Origin of the sequence: Arcicella rosea (genome assembly GCF_014204325.1) — a bacterium.
In the GTDB taxonomy this organism is placed as follows: Bacteria; Bacteroidota; Bacteroidia; order Cytophagales; family Spirosomataceae; genus Arcicella; species Arcicella rosea_A.
The window spans coordinates 164197-186767 of record NZ_JACHKT010000006.1 but is presented as its reverse complement, the minus strand read 5'-3'; the positions used below and the strand labels follow the sequence as shown (position 1 = coordinate 186767).

The window sequence follows — 22571 nt, the reverse complement described above, 5'->3', positions numbered from 1 at the left end:
GCTTCTATTAGTTAATCACTTGTAAATACTCAACATACTCATCACAAAAATCTTTATAGCATTTATAGGCTTCAGACGAACTGTTGATTGTTCCCAAGGTTGCCTGAAGTGCTTGTGATTTTTGAAAGTCTATCAAGTGTCTAATTTCTGTTTTAAAGACTCTACAACTGTCTTTCATACTATTTCTTACAGCTTCTTTAAAACCATCGTGAACGGTATTTTTTTTCACCATCGTGAAAACAATACCATCCAATGTTAAATCACGATTGGTATGCGTTTTTACTTCACTGATACGATTTAAAAGAGAATTTAATCCTTTCAGAGAAGAAGATTCTGGCAACATCGTAATTAACGTTGCATTGGAAGCATTCAAAGCAGAAACTGTGAGTTTACTTAAACTTGGCGGACAATCAATCAAAACATAATCGAAGGATTCTAACAATGGCTCTATCTTGTGTTTTAACCTAACGTCCCCTCCTACTTTCGATAATAAATCTACTTCCGATTCAGCCAATGAAATATCTGAAGGTGCAAGCCAAAGATTATCTAAAATTTCAACGATTGGCAAAGGCAAATTTGTAAATAAACAATCTGCTACTTGTACTTCTGGGTTTTCTACGCCTAAAATTTGAGATAAATTTCCTTGTGGGTCAAAATCAACTAATAAAACTTTAAAACCTTTGCTAACTAAAGATTCTCCCAAACACGCAGTTGTGGTAGTTTTACCAACGCCACCTTTATGATTAACTACAGAAATTACTCTTGCGTGCTGATACAAATATTCGCTGTAGCCGTATTTCTTTAAGATAGGTTCTAATTTAATAAAATCATCTTCGCTCAATTTTCGTGAACCATTTGAATTAAAGACCAAATCTAATTTTCGTTTTGGCAATCCAGCCTCATCATTAAGTCCGTTGACGTTTAGAGAAGGATTATGTCTAAAAAAATTACTTATTTTTTCTAAGGTTAAATTAGTTTTCATATTTTGTCTCACTATGGATTTATAAATTTTAATATTAATGGTTCAATATTTTAATAGTATGATAAGCCTAATTTGGTCGCTTGAGCCTTATACTTTTTCTGAATTTCTTTAAATACGTCAATGTCTTTAAATGATTCTAGCGTGGTAATAACAATGGTTTCAAAACCAGTATTTTCTCGAAAGAAAGCTAAAAAGGTTTCTTTGCTAATTTCTGTTCCTACTTTGGTTAAGTAATTATCATAATAAATTGAAGAATACAACGAACCAGCCAAAACATCTAAAACCTTTTTATAAATCGTTAAATGGCCATTTAAAATTTTATCAACCTCTCTCCTTTTCTCTTGATAAACCTCTTCTAAAAACTCTTTTTGTAATTGCTTTTGCTGTTCGAAATGAAGTTTTTCTTCGTTGTTTTTCTTCAACATTGCTTTCACTACTTTTTTTTCTTCTTCCACTTGCTGATGTCTATCCATTAACTGGCTCGAAGAAATGATTTTACTTAAATACGCTGGTATATTTTTAATCTTACTCTTGTCTTTTTTAATTTCCGTCAAAACATACTCCACTCCTAACTCCACTTGCAAAACGGGATATTTTTCTAGCCATTCGCTGATAGTTTCTTGAGAGATTGAGAAAGCATTTAATTTTTCTAATAATTTTTCCTCAATTGTCTCCAAAGCCGAAGGATTGGTGATTGTTTCTATTACTTCAAAAGGGGCATCATCTAAAATAGAAACAATGTTTCTGTCATCAATCTCTAGTTGTTGCGAGGATTTTGCAATATTCTTCTCAATCTTAAACTGCAATGAAACTACTTTTTTCCCTTCCTTTACTTCTTTGAATGTAAAAATTAAATCAGAGTTTTTGATTAGTTCCTCTTGTGCTTTGATAATTACTTTTTGTTTGAAAAGTCCATACATCTCGTATTTTTTTTCAAGATTGAACATTTTTCTCATTTCATTTACTGTGAATTGAAATTTCCCAAAGCGTTCAAATTCTTTACAAAAGCCATAAAAACGAATAGCGTAAATGCTATCCATAGAAACTAAATTTCTAACATCAATGTAAGTAAAGTTCTTTTTTAGTTGCAATAAATAATTGCTCAACATCGGTGGAAATAAAAAACTAAATGCTCCCTCCTTTTTATGGTATTCAATCTGTGAAAGAATATTGGCAACTTTCCAACTATTTTCATCTTCTAAGTAAATCTCTTTTTTCATCAGCTTTCGAGATTCCTTTTCAAGAAGATTGTATAAATAATCGCTTGTTTTCGCTTTTAGAAACTGAGACACTTCCGAAACCTTCACTTTTGTCACAGAAAAACCCTCAGCAGTTTGCTTAGTGTTCAATACTAGAAAATAAAATATTTTCATTTGAAAAGCAGTCAAATCAAATTTTGCATTAAGCAGGGGATTTCCTAAAACAATCATGTAGGAACTACTTGATATTTTTTCAAGAGCATCAATGCCCTTTTTATCAACAAGATTTTCTTTTTTGTTATCTTTTTTCATCTCTGCAATAAGATTATCAACAATTGCATTCCAACACTTTCTGAATGATTCAAATATGTATCAAATATACAAATACTTTTGAGCATTACAAGCAAGGGGGATTCAATTTTGTATCAATATATATTTTTTTGTATAATGATTATTTTATGAGTAAACACAACACTCTAAAAGTTATACGTAACACTTCAAAAGTTATTTTAACGCACTCTAAAAGTTATAATTAAGCACTTCAAAAGTTATCGATGACACTTCAAAAGTTATAACAAGCACTCTTAAAGTTATAATAACACGTATCAAATAATTGATTTTCAAACAGTTACAAAAGAGGAAATATTAGGAAATAATAAAGGAAATAATAAAGAAATATCTTCAAATGTAATTTTGTTGATTTTTATGTATTTAGAATAAGAAAAAAGACATGATTTTCATAAAAATAAAATGCCCTGTGAAAACAGAACACTTCAAAAGTAATGCTTATTATAAAGATTTTAGGTTAAAATACTTTTGTTGAAATATTTTAGTAAAATTAGAACACTCAAAAAGATATATAAAAATGTAGCTTGAATCTTAGATACTTTCATTAAAATTTTAATCATGCAAGCACACTCTAAAAGTTATATTTAACGATAAAGAGCAAAGTATCATCGTGAGCTTTTGCTCATAAAAGATTAGATTGCAACACTCTAAAAGTTATAGTTGTGTTTAATGTTAATAGCTCATGCTATCGTTTAACATTAATATAATTTTAAGCACGCCAAAAGCTATATTATGAGGTTTAATATCAAAGTATCATAATGAGCTTTTGATTATTTGAATAAAATTGATGAAAACTAATTTTTCAACACTCCAAAAGTTATATTTCAGATAGCAAAGTATCACAATGAGCTTTTGCTTTGGTGGATGATTTTAGCCGATTTGCTAACTTTTCATAAAAGACAATGACACTCCAAAAGTTATATTATAAACTATTTGTGCTAGTTAAAAGATAAATTTTTTGATTTCCAATAAAGGTAAACCAATGCAATAGTTGATGTACACAGCTAACGTCAACGCTGTTATTTTAGCAATAATTCTATTGGTTAATCCCCAAGCACTTTTAGCTCTACAAAATTGTATGTTAAATTGTCCTGCTAAAAGAGCATTTGTTGTTTCTATTGTTTTCCTAAAAGTTCCTAAAAATATTTTTTCAATAGGCGTATTTGGTGTTTGATTTGCTCTCTTTTGAATAATTAATTGATAATCATTAGGTCTGATTAATTTTTTCAAGACCTACATACCCTTTATCAAATAAGGTTAGCGTATTGTTTCGATACGATTCTAATACTTCTGAACCAAGTACTACATCATGATGAGCACTTGGAGCTAAAACGTAATGAGTCGATATGCCATGTGTAGTGACTAATAAATGTAACTTAATCCATAATAGTCTTCCTTCTTTGAAGCACAATGACCATACAAAGTATCATTATCTACTTGAAAGTCAGTGGCAAAACGTAAGTTTCGAGACGCTCTGGTGTAAACACATACAGGCATACTATCCATGATAAACCAATCTTGTAGATGTGTAGCCATATAATACAAGAGGTTACTCCGCATTAACTCAGTAATTTGTCGCTTCGGCGATTCGATGTAAATCCTTGCATTTACGATGATAACGACTCCTTTTCAAAAGTCTTGGAAATAGGTGTTTATAATTTTTCTTGACGTACCCATGCCATGCTTTTTCGGAATCAAAAACCATTTGTCCAACTAAATTTAAGCAAATGACCTCACTATCTGAAAAAAATGGGGTCGGTCCCGAACGGGTAACCAAATATTGTAAAGTTTGATAAAGCTCATCAACTAAATAGAAGGTTAACGTTAAGAAGTTTCCTAAATCTAAATCTTCTGGCGTATCTTTGAATACTAAGAATTTTGATTCTTGGTGCATGGGTTTTCTCTTTTGGTCGCAACCTCAGAGATAAACTTTTTTTCTAGATAACAAATTATTGCAACTAGCAAAAATGGTATAATTTATATAGAAAAGGTATTACTTTCGAAGAGATTATTCCCGACTCAATTAACTTTAAATAGTGTTAATTCGTTAGCATAGAAGTTCCATGAATAGCTTCTTCCTCTAATACAATCATTATAATGTTGTGGACAATTCCAGTCGTAGGCTTCAATATGGAATACCATTAGGCGTTCTGGACAAAACTTATAATCTTCTAAATCAAGCAAATGATGTAATTCTGGGTTATCTTTTAATGCTACAATTTCGGCTTTGGCATATATTTTTAATCGTTTTTTATTTGGATAATCTACTAAAAATAGTGCTATTTTATTATTAGTTGCCATATTCCCCACAGAGATTTACTGCATATTGCCTTTGAAGTCAATAAATCCCAACCTATTTTTATCCAATCCTTTAGAAAACTGTTTGGCCCACCACGTTATTGGATATACGGAAAGCCATTTTCGCCTACAGTTGCCATATAAAAGTATCTCTTTGGGCAATAAAATGTTGTTCATATTTGCTCAATCCTTCGTATATCGTTTGGCTTTCCATGCGGGAATAATTGGCCCTGCTGCCAAATTGCTCTTGTAATTTTTTGGCAGCGGAGCTGAATCCGATTTCTGCGAAATTCTTAGCCATAGTTTTAGTTATTTATGGGTGTCTGTCTTTTCATATTGTGCCAAAACTTTATCCCATAAAGTATCACCACATTCATCAGGAATAACTACTTCTTATTCATTATCAAGAAGTTGAACTTGTTTTGAATTAAAAATTATAATAATTTTTCTACAATTCTACGGGTAGCTTCAATAGTCCAGTTTTCTTTAAAAATTTTACTACTTGCCAAGGCTCCTTCAAATAATATGTACAATTCATTGGCAAGAGTTTCTTGATGAATAGCAGCTAGGATTTCGACAAACAATTCACGGATTTTATTCTTTTGACCTTGGAAGTTACTCTGGAAGAGAAACAAGAAAAGAACGGGTTTATTTACAAGCTTGGTTTCAATCCTTATTCTAATGGAAGTTACTTTGGAAGTTTACGTAACGAGAAGTAGCATCCGACATATAACCGTGTTTCAATCCTTATTCTATTGGAAGTTACTTTGGAAGCTTTTTAGAATTATATAGAAAAGTATTTTATATATGTTTCAATCCTTATTCTATTGGAAGTTACTTTGGAAGACCTTCCGAATCACGACCCCGTAAAATGGCAAGCGTGTTTCAATCCTTATTCTAATGGAAGTTACTTTGGAAGTCAAAAAGCTGGATTCACCTTTCAAAGTTTTCAAAACGTTTCAATCCTTATTCTAATGGAAGTTACTTTGGAAGGATGGTCGTTTAATTCTTTCAAGTGACAGAAGTTCTTGTTTCAATCCTTATTCTAATGGAAGTTACTTTGGAAGTTAAAGTTTCTGCTTCTGCTTCTTCTTTACGAGCCTTGTTTCAATCCTTATTCTAATGGAAGTTACTTTGGAAGTTTATACGAATTAACAAAGCTGGAAATAGAGCTTTAAGTTTCAATCCTTATTCTAATGGAAGTTACTTTGGAAGAATAGCAGAGAATCAATATTTTCTGCTATTTTTGTATGTTTCAATCCTTATTCTAATGGAAGTTACTTTGGAAGTAGTAAGTGCTGAATATAATTGTAGAGTAAAGGGTATGTTTCAATCCTTATTCTAATGGAAGTTACTTTGGAAGATTTCGGGGTGTTCCCCCTTCAAGACACCCTGCCAGTTTCAATCCTTATTCTAATGGAAGTTACTTTGGAAGATTTTAGGAATGTGTACGAATTCTTATCCCAGATATGGTTTCAATCCTTATTCTAATGGAAGTTACTTTGGAAGCGGGTAGAGGTTGGCACAAAGGACAGAAAGTTAATGGTTTCAATCCTTATTCTAATGGAAGTTACTTTGGAAGCAGAATTCATTTGGATTTCTAGGCATATCGGTAACAGTTTCAATCCTTATTCTAATGGAAGTTACTTTGGAAGGGGGTCTGAAAAATTATTTTTTCATCAATATTCCGAGTTTCAATCCTTATTCTAATGGAAGTTACTTTGGAAGGACAGCTACACCGCATATTAATACAAAATTAGTCCAGTTTCAATCCTTATTCTAATGGAAGTTACTTTGGAAGCACCGCATCAATGAGGTATTCTTCATTAATGCTGACGTTTCAATCCTTATTCTAATGGAAGTTACTTTGGAAGCCCGGTCTTTTTCTCTTTTGGGTCAATTTCAACGGGTTTCAATCCTTATTCTAATGGAAGTTACTTTGGAAGCCTCTGGATTACGGGGCGGCAAATGTGCAAGGGTTGTAGTTTCAATCCTTATTCTAATGGAAGTTACTTTGGAAGATGCAGAAATCGCCAAACTGAAAGCTAAAATTGACCTCACGTTTCAATCCTTATTCTAATGGAAGTTACTTTGGAAGATAACAAAAGGCTAAAGAAAGAAGCTGAGGCACGCTAGTTTCAATCCTTATTCTAATGGAAGTTACTTTGGAAGTTGTATAGCATTTTTAATGCTTATGGCATTGAAGTTATTGTTTCAATCCTTATTCTAATGGAAGTTACTTTGGAAGTATGAGACCCAATTTAGAAGTAGTAGGTAGTATTTATTGTTTCAATCCTTATTCTAATGGAAGTTACTTTGGAAGCAGCGAGGTTGGCACAGGCGTAATATTACTGAGCCAAGTTTCAATCCTTATTCTAATGGAAGTTACTTTGGAAGCCCACGGAACAAACTGGATGAACGAATTCAGAAAGAAGTGTTTCAATCCTTATTCTAATGGAAGTTACTTTGGAAGTATTACTAATAATGCTAATGAAGCCAATCCAAAGGCGTTTCAATCCTTATTCTAATGGAAGTTACTTTGGAAGTGAAGGCAGATTATCAAGAGGCTTTACAGTCGGTTTAGTTTCAATCCTTATTCTAATGGAAGTTACTTTGGAAGTGAAGGCAGATTATCAAGAGGCTTTACAGTCGGTTTAGTTTCAATCCTTATTCTAATGGAAGTTACTTTGGAAGTTCACATAGGTGTGAATCGTATTTGAAAAGCTGAAAGTTTCAATCCTTATTCTAATGGAAGTTACTTTGGAAGTTGTTTTGCATTGAGCCACCCTATTTCGGTGAAAAAGTTTCAATCCTTATTCTAATGGAAGTTACTTTGGAAGTGGCACAGAAATAATTCTCCAGCCTAAAATAGTACCGTTTCAATCCTTATTCTAATGGAAGTTACTTTGGAAGACCGTTTTAGTTGATTCAAGGGTTTTATGTGTAGAATAGGTTTCAATCCTTATTCTAATGGAAGTTACTTTGGAAGTTTCTAAAAAAGACAAAAAAGAGATTCTTGAACGTCTTTGTTTCAATCCTTATTCTAATGGAAGTTACTTTGGAAGACAAATCGCATTTTATGAAGCTCTCTTCCAAAAAGCGTTTCAATCCTTATTCTAATGGAAGTTACTTTGGAAGCAACACGTTGGGGTGTTGGCTGGTGGTATATTCTCAGTGTTTCAATCCTTATTCTAATGGAAGTTACTTTGGAAGATTACCCTTAGAAAAGGGCATTTTTTGCCCTTTTTCTTTGTTTCAATCCTTATTCTAATGGAAGTTACTTTGGAAGAAAGAAAAGCCAGCCACAAGGTTGGCTTTTTAATTTGTTTCAATCCTTATTCTAATGGAAGTTACTTTGGAAGTTGTATAGCATTTTTAATGCTTATGGCATTGAAGTTATTGTTTCAATCCTTATTCTAATGGAAGTTACTTTGGAAGTCCTACAAGATACCGACCAGCTCCCTGAAGGTATGAGTTTCAATCCTTATTCTAATGGAAGTTACTTTGGAAGAAAGAAAATACGGTGTCGAGACTGAATACAAAGGTTTGTTTCAATCCTTATTCTAATGGAAGTTACTTTGGAAGCTTGTTTGGTATTTACAGATACACTTTCAACTGGCTTGTTTCAATCCTTATTCTAATGGAAGTTACTTTGGAAGAACAATGGGAAAAATCAAAACTCCTTCACTTGTGAGGTTTCAATCCTTATTCTAATGGAAGTTACTTTGGAAGAAGACATAGACCCGAAGACTTACCTTGAAGAATGGAGTTTCAATCCTTATTCTAATGGAAGTTACTTTGGAAGCCTTTAACAAAATAGCCCAATTGATTGGGCTATTTTTGGTTTCAATCCTTATTCTAATGGAAGTTACTTTGGAAGCGCCAGAAAAGCCTAAAACTCCCGGATTAATGATGTCGGTTTCAATCCTTATTCTAATGGAAGTTACTTTGGAAGATGAACCCAAGGCACAAATTCCTCAAGAGCTTTCAAGTTTCAATCCTTATTCTAATGGAAGTTACTTTGGAAGTCGCAAACTGAAAGCATAATTGATTTGCGATATGATGTTTCAATCCTTATTCTAATGGAAGTTACTTTGGAAGATAAGCATTATCCCATTTCAGTACCCGTAGAAGATTTGCGTTTCAATCCTTATTCTAATGGAAGTTACTTTGGAAGAATATCAAAAAAAAGATAGGGCTTATCTTGTATTTCGTTTCAATCCTTATTCTAATGGAAGTTACTTTGGAAGAGTAAGAAAAAACTTTGAACAAAACCAAATTCTTACGTTTCAATCCTTATTCTAATGGAAGTTACTTTGGAAGTTTGTGATTTTCATTTTGTTTATGATTCAAGTTTCAGTTTCAATCCTTATTCTAATGGAAGTTACTTTGGAAGAAACTAAAAGAAAACTCGCCGCCTTTGTATTATTTAGTTTCAATCCTTATTCTAATGGAAGTTACTTTGGAAGCACGGCTTTCTATCCCAAAGAAATCCGTCCAGCTTGGTTTCAATCCTTATTCTAATGGAAGTTACTTTGGAAGCTGTCCGCATCTCTCGCCTGTCCGCCTTTGGCTTTGCGTTTCAATCCTTATTCTAATGGAAGTTACTTTGGAAGTATTGAGATTAAGAAGGTTTGGGATTTTGAAATAACGTTTCAATCCTTATTCTAATGGAAGTTACTTTGGAAGATATTCATACATTAGTTTATTTTTAAGCATATCAAAGTTTCAATCCTTATTCTAATGGAAGTTACTTTGGAAGATAGTTAATCTTGTCAGCTTTCAATTCAATAATCTGGTTTCAATCCTTATTCTAATGGAAGTTACTTTGGAAGTAAAATATTTCATCCAACCGACTTTGGTCCATTTTAGTTTCAATCCTTATTCTAATGGAAGTTACTTTGGAAGGAAGCTGATGAACTTTCAAGAAAATTGTTTGGTGAAGTTTCAATCCTTATTCTAATGGAAGTTACTTTGGAAGAAATCCTTCTTATCCCAACTTGGCAAACCATACAGAGTTTCAATCCTTATTCTAATGGAAGTTACTTTGGAAGAAAACTAAAAGAAAACTCGCCGCCTTTGTATTATTTAGTTTCAATCCTTATTCTAATGGAAGTTACTTTGGAAGAAAGCGGAAATCCTTGAAGAAGAATTAAACAGGCTTGTTTCAATCCTTATTCTAATGGAAGTTACTTTGGAAGTGTTTCATCCATGGTCTTGTTATATTCGTTTCACTTAGTTTCAATCCTTATTCTAATGGAAGTTACTTTGGAAGTATGAGTATTGATAAGCCAGCCAGTACGATAACAACGTTTCAATCCTTATTCTAATGGAAGTTACTTTGGAAGGTTGTGGTACCTCCCGCACCACAAAACAAATCAACCACGTTTCAATCCTTATTCTAATGGAAGTTACTTTGGAAGGAAATAACTAAAGGTGGTTACTTATTAGTTATTGGGTTTCAATCCTTATTCTAATGGAAGTTACTTTGGAAGTTTGTCCAAAAACGGAGACGTTCAACAGAGTCACGAGGTTTCAATCCTTATTCTAATGGAAGTTACTTTGGAAGACTGAAAAGCTTGAAAATAGGGACTCAGGAGTCTATGTTTCAATCCTTATTCTAATGGAAGTTACTTTGGAAGAATTTTAATTGAGTTCGATGCTATTTATACTTTTTCGTTTCAATCCTTATTCTAATGGAAGTTACTTTGGAAGTGAGAAATATGAAATGAAGAAAATAGTTTCTTTTCAGTTTCAATCCTTATTCTAATGGAAGTTACTTTGGAAGAACGAAGTCTTCTTAATCCCTCCGAGCTGAGAGGTGGTTTCAATCCTTATTCTAATGGAAGTTACTTTGGAAGAAGTACATCATTACGGCAATCCAAAGAAAAAGCTTAGGTTTCAATCCTTATTCTAATGGAAGTTACTTTGGAAGAGAATATACATTTTGATGATCCATCTCCCACAATCTGTTTCAATCCTTATTCTAATGGAAGTTACTTTGGAAGATTGTGCCAGCAACAATGGTAGAGCCGGTGTACGTTCGAGTTTCAATCCTTATTCTAATGGAAGTTACTTTGGAAGGATATTAGTACTTCACGAAGCTATTTGAAGTTAAAAGGTTTCAATCCTTATTCTAATGGAAGTTACTTTGGAAGAGAAACTGTTCGTTTGAACGTATATTTTTGCCACAAAGTTTCAATCCTTATTCTAATGGAAGTTACTTTGGAAGCTATATAAGGCTTTGCCTCTAATGAATAAGATGATAGTTTCAATCCTTATTCTAATGGAAGTTACTTTGGAAGACGAAAACCAACAAACTCAAAAATCTGCTTTGCAGGTTTCAATCCTTATTCTAATGGAAGTTACTTTGGAAGTTTCTTATATCTAAGCCATTAGCGGCTCTAATACCAGGTTTCAATCCTTATTCTAATGGAAGTTACTTTGGAAGAAAGCGATTACTCCAGAGGTGTGATGCTTAGGGAGCGTTTCAATCCTTATTCTAATGGAAGTTACTTTGGAAGAGAATATACATTTTGATGATCCATCTCCCACAATCTGTTTCAATCCTTATTCTAATGGAAGTTACTTTGGAAGATACTTTGGCTTATCCATTATCTTTTCAGAAAACCGTGTTTCAATCCTTATTCTAATGGAAGTTACTTTGGAAGGTAAAGGTTTACTTCCTTTTCTTCTTTTTACGGCTTGTTTCAATCCTTATTCTAATGGAAGTTACTTTGGAAGCCAAATGGCTTTCCGTTGGGTCGGTTACTTCTGGTATCAAGTTTCAATCCTTATTCTAATGGAAGTTACTTTGGAAGAGAATATACATTTTGATGATCCATCTCCCACAATCTGTTTCAATCCTTATTCTAATGGAAGTTACTTTGGAAGACAAATCGATGTTTGGGGATTTGAAAAGATGGAAAGCAGGTTTCAATCCTTATTCTAATGGAAGTTACTTTGGAAGTAGCCCCAATGAATTTTTTACGGAAAGCCTCAGGATGTTTCAATCCTTATTCTAATGGAAGTTACTTTGGAAGACTAACAAATGCTCACCATGAGGCTTGTCGATTACGTTTCAATCCTTATTCTAATGGAAGTTACTTTGGAAGAGGGAGGATGAAAACAGATGAGTTTTCTGAACTTTTGTTTCAATCCTTATTCTAATGGAAGTTACTTTGGAAGTACTTGTTGCAAATACTTATCCATTGCTCTCTTTTTGTTTCAATCCTTATTCTAATGGAAGTTACTTTGGAAGACAAGAACAGAAGAACAGGAGCGGCCAGCTCCAAAACGTTTCAATCCTTATTCTAATGGAAGTTACTTTGGAAGATAAGTACTTCATCTTCAAAAGCCCAAAACATCTTCGTTTCAATCCTTATTCTAATGGAAGTTACTTTGGAAGACAACAGCAACAATAGTGAGTATGTCTTTAAGTTTTGTTTCAATCCTTATTCTAATGGAAGTTACTTTGGAAGACCAGCCCGAAACTAACCATTTCGGGCAAAGGAATAGGTTTCAATCCTTATTCTAATGGAAGTTACTTTGGAAGTACCGCCCAAACTAATCGTTTCATATAGCTATTGTTGTTTCAATCCTTATTCTAATGGAAGTTACTTTGGAAGATGCGACAAGTAGATTAATTTCATAATGATATTGTTGTTTCAATCCTTATTCTAATGGAAGTTACTTTGGAAGAAACCAATTTGTTACCAATAGGTATTGATTCTTACAGTTTCAATCCTTATTCTAATGGAAGTTACTTTGGAAGTTGCCATTCAAGTTGCCAAATCATTTAATGAAAAGTGTTTCAATCCTTATTCTAATGGAAGTTACTTTGGAAGTGTCAAGAGTAATTGTATTTTCAACGATGTTTCCTGCGTTTCAATCCTTATTCTAATGGAAGTTACTTTGGAAGAGGTTTTGTGATAGTTATGTTGAAAACTTTAGAAATGTTTCAATCCTTATTCTAATGGAAGTTACTTTGGAAGATAAACATGCACTGATGGAAGCCAAAGTGTTTTTGTGTTTCAATCCTTATTCTAATGGAAGTTACTTTGGAAGTATGAGTATTGATAAGCCAGCCAGTACGATAACAACGTTTCAATCCTTATTCTAATGGAAGTTACTTTGGAAGTGTTTCATCCATGGTCTTGTTATATTCGTTTCACTTAGTTTCAATCCTTATTCTAATGGAAGTTACTTTGGAAGAGCTTTAGCATCAACAACCGAACAGGTAATTTTATTGAGGTTTCAATCCTTATTCTAATGGAAGTTACTTTGGAAGTCGCTGGCAACCTGATACTAAATTCAGACAGACCCAGGTTTCAATCCTTATTCTAATGGAAGTTACTTTGGAAGGATAAAATTCAACCTCAAACGTTTGGCGATTTCTACCCTGTTTCAATCCTTATTCTAATGGAAGTTACTTTGGAAGACCAGCCCGAAACTAACCATTTCGGGCAAAGGAATAGGTTTCAATCCTTATTCTAATGGAAGTTACTTTGGAAGGCTTAATATTCGCTTTCAAGGTTTTAATCTGGCTCGGTTTCAATCCTTATTCTAATGGAAGTTACTTTGGAAGCATTTTGGTATCGATAGATAGTTTGAGAGTGAAAGGTTTCAATCCTTATTCTAATGGAAGTTACTTTGGAAGGAGTTCAATTGTAGCGAATAATTATCCACATCCAGAGTTTCAATCCTTATTCTAATGGAAGTTACTTTGGAAGCTCATACTTCCTTTTTCGCTACCATGATATTTCATCAGTTTCAATCCTTATTCTAATGGAAGTTACTTTGGAAGAGTTTATGAAAATGATAGTCCGATGATGGTAAAGATGTTTCAATCCTTATTCTAATGGAAGTTACTTTGGAAGAACTATTTCTGATTCTATATCGGTAGCATATTTTTGGTTTCAATCCTTATTCTAATGGAAGTTACTTTGGAAGTTTGGTTTTGTGTTGTGGCATTCCTGAATAATTTCTTACGTTTCAATCCTTATTCTAATGGAAGTTACTTTGGAAGCAATGGTGATTTGGTTAATAGTAGAAAGTTCAATCAGTTTCAATCCTTATTCTAATGGAAGTTACTTTGGAAGCTAGCACGTTTGCATACCAAACTAGCATTCTACCATGTTTCAATCCTTATTCTAATGGAAGTTACTTTGGAAGAAATTTTATAGCTTTAATAAGAAGACTAACACCAGTGTTTCAATCCTTATTCTAATGGAAGTTACTTTGGAAGTATTTTCAAAATTGCAAGTCACAGCCGATAAGGAATGTTTCAATCCTTATTCTAATGGAAGTTACTTTGGAAGTCATACTTCCTTTTTCGCTACCATGATATTTCATCAGTTTCAATCCTTATTCTAATGGAAGTTACTTTGGAAGAGAATATACATTTTGATGATCCATCTCCCACAATCTGTTTCAATCCTTATTCTAATGGAAGTTACTTTGGAAGTCATCAAAGCAATAATCCTATACTGTTCGTTTGCATGTTTCAATCCTTATTCTAATGGAAGTTACTTTGGAAGAAACTCTGACCATGATAACGCATCATTATTTGCAATGTTTCAATCCTTATTCTAATGGAAGTTACTTTGGAAGAAAACTAAAAGAAAACTCGCCGCCTTTGTATTATTTAGTTTCAATCCTTATTCTAATGGAAGTTACTTTGGAAGTAATACAATAAGGAGGGAAATGATAAGATATTTTTCGTTTCAATCCTTATTCTAATGGAAGTTACTTTGGAAGAGATACTACACCAAAGGTGTACGCCAACCGCATGAATTGTTTCAATCCTTATTCTAATGGAAGTTACTTTGGAAGAACAAAGCACCAGTGAAAGAATTATAAAACCACGGTCGTTTCAATCCTTATTCTAATGGAAGTTACTTTGGAAGTGTCCGCATCTCTCGCCTGTCCGCCTTTGGCTTTGCGTTTCAATCCTTATTCTAATGGAAGTTACTTTGGAAGCTTTGGTTGCTGGTAAATAAAACTTCCAGTCACGGGCAGTTTCAATCCTTATTCTAATGGAAGTTACTTTGGAAGAGAATCACAACCCACAAGCGTAATACCACCCGGCATGTTTCAATCCTTATTCTAATGGAAGTTACTTTGGAAGCTCTATGATTCCGAAGCGTTTGGTTTTTATCAAAAATGGTTTCAATCCTTATTCTAATGGAAGTTACTTTGGAAGAATCATCAATTACTTGTCGGCGAACGGATATTTCGAGTTTCAATCCTTATTCTAATGGAAGTTACTTTGGAAGTCGTCTGATTGGCTAATTCCTTGTAACATAATTAATTGTATGTTATATCCTATCTGCTTTTTCTTCTCTAAACAGTAGGTCAAAGTACGTTTTTTAGTTTGTTTTTTGAGTTTTTCCGTAAACATAACTAATTGAATTTGAATAATTTAATATCTTATTTTTCCCCTTTTAAAATAAATTGCTACTCGGAAATTGATTACTTTGTGCAAATATTTCTATAAGTGCAAGTTACACATCTCATTTTAGATTTGGTAGCTTTGGGATAATAATTGTTCTCTATAATCTGATAAATTTCTCGACTTGCTTCTTTTACTAAATGTTTGTCGCTATCTTGTATTGCTACTTCCACTAATTTATTATTGCTCCGTGTATATACCAAATAGCCTTTGTTGACTTTACAATGAAAGTTCTCTTCTATTAACCAAGCATAACAGTACAATTGGGTTTTATAAGTCTCAAAAACTTTGTCGTCATAGGCCGCAAATTTATAGTCTAAGGGTGTCATCGTACCGTCTTTTAATTTGAGTACTTCGTCGATACGTCCTCTTAAAAACTCGTTGGTTAAGTACTGGTCGTTGTATCGTTCTACTGCTCCTATACGTCTGCGTAGGTATTCTTTGTTTTGTTCTAATTTCTGGTTGTGGATTTCTCTGCCTTTCTGGACTTTGAAATGTCTGTCTTCATATTGTGGAATAGCGATAACATATTCAAAATACGTAAACCTCGGACAATATAAATATTCTATGATATGTGAAGGAGTAAGAGTCATTGTGTGAGTGATGAATTATGAGTTTATCGCTTTCGGAATACTAAAAAATTGATACACATGTAGGCAATTAAATGAAAATCGAATAAGGATTCTTAAAGAAAAAGTGCCATTACTTCATCTGAAACTAATTTCTTGTCGAAGGCTTGTCCCAATAAAATGGTTTCTTGTAATTCGTTTTTTGACATCGGAAAAATATAAACAGAATCGGTTTCTTCATTTATCAAATCTTCGATTTGCAGTTGCAAGCTGTCTTTCATATTGCGGTCTATCGTACCCAAAAACACAGAAAACTGTACTCTGTATAAGCCCGATTGCTTACAGATTTTAGCAACTTTGGTACGAGCTTTATCGTTTTTTATATCATATAATACCCATGCAATCATATTTCTATCATTTTAAGTAGTGATTAGTATTCAAGTTTCTAATTATCCGATATTTAGGAAAAGCAAAAAACATCAATTGAACTGTATTCACTATTTATCGCTGAATGTTTTCTTATAAATACAGCGTTTCAGATGTATCTTTTGTTTTCTCTATCAATTGATTAGCATAAGAATGAGCCTCCTGCTGAATGATATTTGCTCTTGTTTGATTGCGGTTTTTGTAGCGAATAGCATCTTCTTCCAAGTATTCGTTCAATGCCTTAATCAATAACTCTTTACCTTCTTTATTCAGCGTAACGCCATTGGTGATTTCGTCGATATGAGCTTTGTTTACTTTTTTTGCCGTAAACAATCTAAAAACTGGTACTTCTACAAATATTCTGAAAGGCTCTATAAAATCAAAAACCATGGATTTCTGGTTATAATCGTCTCTGTGCAAATAGCCAACGTAAGGGTCTAAACCTGCTAAAATCAAGGCTTTTTCTGTTCTCGTATAAAGAACACCGTAAGCATAATTCAGAAAGGCATTAAATGAATCTTTGGCTGGTCGGCTACTTCTGCCATTAAATTGATAGGACTGTGGCAATACATAATTGATGGTTTCAAAATATAAACGCCCAGCTGTACCTTCTAATCCTCGGATAGTTTCGGCAAAATCTTGTACAGTTTTACCTTCCAATTTACCAACTGAAATAACCAGATTTTGGATTCGCTCTATTTTATCGTCCAGATACTCTGCCATTTGTGGACGATGTTTTTTTAAGTCTTTGATAAACTCTAACTGATTCGTCATTTTTTCCGAAATCCAATTTTTGGTAGCCTTTACACCTTCTTCGTTGATACTAGCTTGTAATTGTTGTTTACGGATTTTGGTAGTACTTCCCAATTTTGAATGCCAAACTCTTCCCAAAGGATAACCGTCTGAACGAGCAAAAATAATATCAATATTATTGTACAAAGCCAATCGCACCGCATCAGTACTCAAAGAAGCCGAAGTAGCCAATACAAAGGAACTAACCTTGTGGGCAGCCAAAGTTTTCTTGATAGGTTCTCCATCTTTTACAGGAATTTTCACCTCAAACATATCATCTTTGATATGTAGATATGTTCCAAAAGTATTTAGATATACTTGCATCGTTTATGATTGAATAGACAGAAATATTTAAGGTTTTCATTCATTTCAATAGGGTATTAATTTATTCTCACCCTAACAAAAAATAAAAATTTGTTAATCAACTGGACAATCTTGTAAAAGACACAGAGGAACAAAGAGAATACAAAGAGTTTCACGGAGAAACATTGTAACAAAATACTCTGCGAAACTCTGTGTGTAAAAGTTGTCCAGTAATCAGCAGAAAATACTATTTATTTTTGTAAAATATTGACTATGAATATTTTACAAAAATAATTCATAATTCAAAACTCATATCTACTACATCGCTTCCAAAGTTCCAAACCCTCTTGCCACCGATTTGCCAATCCCAATAAATGAAGGTAAAACGGCATTACTCACAAAATCTGCTTGGAAGGCAATCATTGATTTATCTTTAAACTTGGTTTCTTTTTCATAAACATTTTGCAACATTCCCAATACCTGACCATTTACCCAATAATTCATCGCTTTGAAATAGCTTAGAATATTATTTTGGAGTAAAATATTCAACTGTTTTTGCTGTTCGGAGGCAGCATTATGAATATACTTTTGATGGTTTTCTTGGTTCAAAGCCATCCAAAGTGTTTGGAAACGATAGGAGTGGAGTTCGTTCGACAAACCAATCTCAAGCGTTTTTGATTCAATATTTTTCTGATTGATTTGGTACGTTTTATCCTCAATTTGGAGGGTTTTAATTTTCAAAAAGAGGTTAATCAACAAATCAGCCCCTTCGTTTAGCCCAACCAAGGTAGGAACTCTATTAATTACTTTATACTGCACCAAAGGATAACGGTATGCCGACTCGCCCGACTCCAAATGATTATGCAACAAAGGCGAATACTCTTGAAAAATATTCCCAAAATAGCCCCGTAATTTATGAGCATCACGAGTAGCCAATTGTATTTCAGGAAAACGGATGATGGTTTGATGGATTGTTTGCATGGTAATGGGTTAGAAAAATCTTGAATGTACTTTGTCTTCGTTAGTTCTAATAAAACCTGTGGTTAAATCATAAAAGTCTTCCAACTCATCATTGGGAATAATATAAATACCTTCACAAAGTAAATAATGGTCTGATTGTTTTAACTCTTCTTTCACCTTTGGCAGATGACTTGGTACAGAAATAATATGTTGATGAAAGCCTTTCTTAAAAGGTGAAAAATCCTCTTGAGTGAGTTCCTTATGAATCATTTTGACAAACTTATCTTTATATTCTGTTGCCTTTTCATCTATTTCAATAAAAACGGATATTGGTGGATATTGCTCTTCAATCACTTGAAATGATGAAACAGCAATATCATTTTTAGGGTCTTCGGAATCATACTTCAATGTTTTCATTGCTTCATATATTTTGCGAGAATCTACAAAAGATTTATTGCCAGCAACATTTGAGAAATAAGATTCTATTACTTCTAAATAGTTGTCTTCAAGAATTTGTGGATTATTTTCTAATAAAAGTCTTGCTTGTTGCTGAGTAACCTTATCATAAATCTTTTCACAATCGCCAAAATCTATGATATACAAAGGCGAATATTGTTTAGCCAAATTATTGTTTCGATTGATTCTGCCTGCTACTTGAATGATTGAATCCATTGGACCCAAATCACGGAAACCCATATCAAAATCTAAATCCACACCAGCTTCAACGCACTGAGTAGAGACTAAAATTGGTTTTAATTTAGCTTCTAAATCCGCTTTGATAGCATCTATAATACTTTGTCGTCTGGCTGGAATAATATTAGTTGAAAGGTAATAAACGGGGTTTGTATCTTCATTGCATTCCTGAGCAATAAGCTTAAAAACATCCAATGAACGTTTTACCGTATTACAAACTATGATACATGATTTTTCCTCAGACCATTTTTCTAAAAAAATAGTATTAATAAACTGCTGTTCATCTTCTAATTTTTCATCAATTAATGATACGATTTTAGTCCTTTTAAAACACTGAAACACTTTTTCATAATCAGGCAACAGTTCTATACTTTTAGCTTCTTCGCCTTCATTATTCAATATTTCCTGATTGGCTAATTCATAAATTTTGGGTTTAGTTGCCGTCATTAGTACAATGCGTGCATTCAGAAATTTAGCCAGATAAAACAAGGTAGCACCAATAAGTGGTAATTGTCCCAAACGAATTGTTTGTACTTCGTCAAGAATAATAATTGAGCCTGCAAAATGGTTGAATTTCTTTAATAACTTGTTTCTGTTACCAATTAAGGTTTGGAGAAACTGAACAAAAGTTGTAATCACCACATCGCATTGCCATGTGTCAAGCATCATCATTTTTTGATTGTAATTACTTGATTCATCCTTAGAAGTTTGTTCTAAAGCATCTGCATATTGGTAATGAGCCAATAGATTTACTTTTTCACCCAAAACCTCACTATAAACCTTTAATGACTGCTCAATAATATTGATAAAAGGTAAAGCATAAATTATTTGAGCTTCTCTTTGTTCGGTTTCTCTAATCTTTTCTCTTAGTCGAATGGCAAAATCTAAAGCCATGAGCGTTTTGCCTAAACCTGTTGGGGCAGTAAGTGTAAAAAGTTTATGTTCTTGCCAATCGTTTCTTTCCAAAAACTGATTTACTCGCAATCGTCCATAACTACGAAGTTCGTTTTGAGAGAACAAACTAATATCTTGATTTTCAACTAATTTATCAATACTCAATGGGCGATACTTATCTACCAAGTGTTTAGCAATAGATTTTTTAGGGTATAAAGAAGTATCCGAAGCATCCAATTTATCCGCTTCTATCAAAAGAGAAAATAGGTAGTTGATTAGGAAGTAGTTTTGGATATTGGATTCTTTTTCTGTAATCTCTTTGGTTGTTCTGTAAGCAGTTTTTCCTTCGGGAGGATTTACATATTGTTCAAGCTTTTCATCTCCAATTTCACTTTTGATTATATCCCAAAATTCATTGAAGGTTACTTTCTGTTTGTTAAAATAGCCTTCGTTATTTTTAGCCTCTGTTTTTTGTAAAAATTCATTTTTTGCTAAATTGTCTAAATTAAGATGGTGATTAACAACGATATAGTACAGGAGTAAAGCGAGAGTAGAGTTTTGGTCTTTGTACTTTTGGAATATTGTATAAGCTCCAAATCGTGCATGAGCTTTTAAATTATTATCAACACGTTCGTTGGTTAACAAGTACGCTTGAAAATACTTTGAATATTTGCCTAAGTCATGGTATCGACAAACATCACTTATCAAAAGTTTTATTTGTTGAGTATTGAGTTCTGGAAAAGAAACACTTGACTCAAAAGAAGTCAAGGCGTTTTGAGAAACGCCTTGATTATGTTTCTGAATAGATTTTATGCCTTTGCGTGTACCATCAGGCAAGGTTTCACTGTGAGAATAGAACATATTAATCTAAAAATTGAATGGTTTGATTGCCTTTAAGAACATAATATTTACCCGAGAATCTTATCTTCAATGGAATTCCTGCCGTTGTGTAAAGCACTCTATTCATTTTAGATAATTCTCTGTTATAATTTGCTACAAAATCCGCTGGTAAAAGTTCTTCTTCGATAAAATTCATTAATTCACTATCTTTTTCAAAAATAATTTCATTAACCATATCAGAATTTACAGCAGAATCAACCTCAATCAAATCGTCCGAATTTGAAGTATTTTCAATGATTTGTGAATTTTCAAATACTCTTACATTCCCTAAGCTGGCGTTAAAATTTGCTGTTCCTAAAGAAATATTATAAGTAAGCTGTTGTGAAATTATAGCATCTTTTAATGTTTGAAATAATTCCTTTCCTTCATCGAAGTGACTTATGAAAATACGATATTGAACATCATTTTCTTGTAGATTTAGCCCCGTTACTACTTCAAAAGGGGTTTGAATAGGATTTCCAGCCATTCCTCTAAAGTCTGAGTCAAAAGATTTTCTGAAATCTCCTAAGCTTTTTACAGACAGAAAATTTAAACGATGAAAACTCTTTTTAATTGGCGTTTTGATAGATATACCTATTCTGATTTTATCTGATGAAAAATCTTCATAATAGCAATCTCTTGGCTTTCCTAAAATTGCTGCCAATATTCCAATAATCGTTGTTCGAGGTGGTAAACTATATGTCATCGCTGTATTATTGGCATAATACTTTCTAAAATGGGCAAACTTACCACTAATATCAAATTGAATGATTTCCATAGTTTACCCTAAATTTTATCATCTGTGAGTTGATTTTTAAAGATTACTTCTTTGATAGCTTTTCCTTCTCCCTGATTTTCAAGGATAATTGTTAAGAGTTTGCTTAAATCAACATGAACATCTTCAACTTTACGAATTATTTCATCAGGTTTAGTCGAAACTAAATTGCGTAAATCTCCAAAATGACCATTAGAGAATCCTTCATTATAAACTATTTCTACATACAATTTTGCATACTGATTCAATTTAGAACGAGTAGGCATTGCCGAAATACTTTCCCAAATCATTTGACGGAAAAGTGTTCTATCTGCAACCGTTAATCCTGTGGACTTTGCTACATATTTATTGATAGTACCATTAAACGCCAGCATTGAATAATGTACACGGTAATCTTTTCCAAATGTACTACTGTCATCATTCATCGTAGTTACAATGGTGTTTGATTCAACTAGATCTACTTTGTGTAAAGAGTAACCCCAATTTAGCTGAATTGGACCTGTATAAGCTTTGGAAAAACCACCAATAGCAAAGGCACTACCAAACATTCGGATGTCAATAAATTGTTGTTTGACCAACTGTTCTAAGATAAAACTGTTTAGTTCAAGATTCTTTTTATCTTGAAGGGCTTTAAAAATTGGGTCAGTAGCTTTTTTTTCACTGATGATTTTTACAAAGACTTCTTTGTAGGGGCTTTCTCCAAAAAAGCTATCGACTAAAGTTTCATCTGCTAATATTCTGTTGATTACAGCTTTAAGCTTAGAATCTGGACTTACTTTTGTATCTCCTTCCATATCTACAAAAATCTCATTGCCAGAAGCTTTAAGATAGTCTCGAATACTACGCTTTACTCTTGTGTCTGTGACTAAATTTGTATTGGTATCATAGTCCATTCTGGGCTTATTTTCTTGGTCTGGGTCTCCATTGGGATTGCTAAGTGTAGCATCATAGATAAAAAGGAAGTCAGAATTTTCTTGAATGATTGTATTATTTTCCATTT

The 22571-nt window shown here is 33.0% G+C and carries 16 protein-coding genes and 1 CRISPR repeat array; all 16 genes read right to left on the bottom strand.

All coding sequences use genetic code 11. The features are described from left to right. Positions 1-7: 7 nt before the first annotated feature. Complete coding sequence (locus tag HNP25_RS06215) at positions 8-982, bottom strand: ParA family protein (RefSeq protein WP_184131960.1); 975 nt, start codon at positions 980-982, stop codon at positions 8-10. Positions 983-1032: 50 nt separating this feature from the next. After that, entirely contained in the window at positions 1033-2493 is a 1461-nt protein-coding gene (locus tag HNP25_RS06210) for a replication initiation protein (protein ID WP_184131957.1), read from the bottom strand. Between the two features lie 978 nt (positions 2494-3471). Further along, positions 3472-3759, bottom strand: coding sequence for a hypothetical protein (locus tag HNP25_RS06205; RefSeq protein ID WP_184131954.1), 288 nt, complete (start codon positions 3757-3759; stop codon positions 3472-3474). Further along, the gene (locus tag HNP25_RS22045) at positions 3737-3940 is read right to left on the bottom strand and encodes a transposase (protein WP_184131949.1); all 204 of its coding nucleotides are present in this window, start codon (positions 3938-3940) and stop codon (positions 3737-3739) included. Before HNP25_RS22045 ends, HNP25_RS06205 begins: the two co-directional genes overlap by 23 nt. Next, a complete protein-coding gene (locus tag HNP25_RS06195) occupies positions 3892-4065 on the bottom strand; it encodes a hypothetical protein (protein WP_184131936.1) in 174 nt (57 codons plus the stop codon). The genes HNP25_RS22045 and HNP25_RS06195 overlap by 49 nt, the downstream gene beginning before the upstream one ends. 28 nt (positions 4066-4093) lie before the next feature. Next, positions 4094-4423 carry a hypothetical protein gene (locus tag HNP25_RS06190; protein ID WP_184131934.1) on the bottom strand — a complete coding sequence of 110 codons (330 nt, stop codon included), beginning with the start codon at positions 4421-4423 and terminating at the stop codon, positions 4094-4096. Positions 4424-4548: 125 nt separating this feature from the next. Then, a complete protein-coding gene (locus tag HNP25_RS06185) occupies positions 4549-4830 on the bottom strand; it encodes a hypothetical protein (RefSeq protein ID WP_184131932.1) in 282 nt (93 codons plus the stop codon). Between the two features lie 124 nt (positions 4831-4954). Continuing rightward, positions 4955-5128: a hypothetical protein gene (locus tag HNP25_RS06180; RefSeq protein WP_184131930.1), complete on the bottom strand. Its 174-nt coding sequence runs from the start codon at positions 5126-5128 to the stop codon at positions 4955-4957. Positions 5129-5261: 133 nt separating this feature from the next. Continuing rightward, positions 5262-5462, bottom strand: a complete 201-nt coding sequence (locus tag HNP25_RS22040) for a hypothetical protein (protein WP_409012499.1) — start codon at positions 5460-5462, stop codon at positions 5262-5264. 28 nt (positions 5463-5490) lie between these two features. Then, positions 5491-15104: a CRISPR direct-repeat array (repeat unit 37 nt; unit sequence GTTTCAATCCTTATTCTAATGGAAGTTACTTTGGAAG). A 196-nt stretch (positions 15105-15300) separates the two neighbouring features. Further along, complete coding sequence (gene cas4 / locus HNP25_RS06175) at positions 15301-15873, bottom strand: CRISPR-associated protein Cas4 (RefSeq protein ID WP_184131928.1); 573 nt, start codon at positions 15871-15873, stop codon at positions 15301-15303. Positions 15874-15965: 92 nt separating this feature from the next. Next, entirely contained in the window at positions 15966-16256 is a 291-nt protein-coding gene (gene cas2 / locus HNP25_RS06170; protein ID WP_184131925.1) for a CRISPR-associated endonuclease Cas2, read from the bottom strand. Positions 16257-16368: 112 nt separating this feature from the next. Then, entirely contained in the window at positions 16369-17391 is a 1023-nt protein-coding gene (cas1, locus tag HNP25_RS06165) for a CRISPR-associated endonuclease Cas1 (RefSeq protein WP_184131909.1), read from the bottom strand. 297 nt (positions 17392-17688) lie between these two features. Next, positions 17689-18351 carry a CRISPR-associated endonuclease Cas6 gene (locus tag HNP25_RS06160; RefSeq protein ID WP_184131906.1) on the bottom strand — a complete coding sequence of 221 codons (663 nt, stop codon included), beginning with the start codon at positions 18349-18351 and terminating at the stop codon, positions 17689-17691. A gap of 9 nt (positions 18352-18360) precedes the next feature. Continuing rightward, positions 18361-20778, bottom strand: coding sequence for a CRISPR-associated helicase Cas3' (cas3, locus tag HNP25_RS06155; RefSeq protein ID WP_184131903.1), 2418 nt, complete (start codon positions 20776-20778; stop codon positions 18361-18363). 1 nt (position 20779) lies between these two features. After that, positions 20780-21574, bottom strand: a complete 795-nt coding sequence (gene cas5, locus HNP25_RS06150; protein WP_184131900.1) for a CRISPR-associated protein Cas5 — start codon at positions 21572-21574, stop codon at positions 20780-20782. 8 nt (positions 21575-21582) lie between these two features. Next, positions 21583-22569 carry a CRISPR-associated protein gene (locus HNP25_RS06145; protein ID WP_184131897.1) on the bottom strand — a complete coding sequence of 329 codons (987 nt, stop codon included), beginning with the start codon at positions 22567-22569 and terminating at the stop codon, positions 21583-21585. Positions 22570-22571 lie beyond the last annotated feature (2 nt).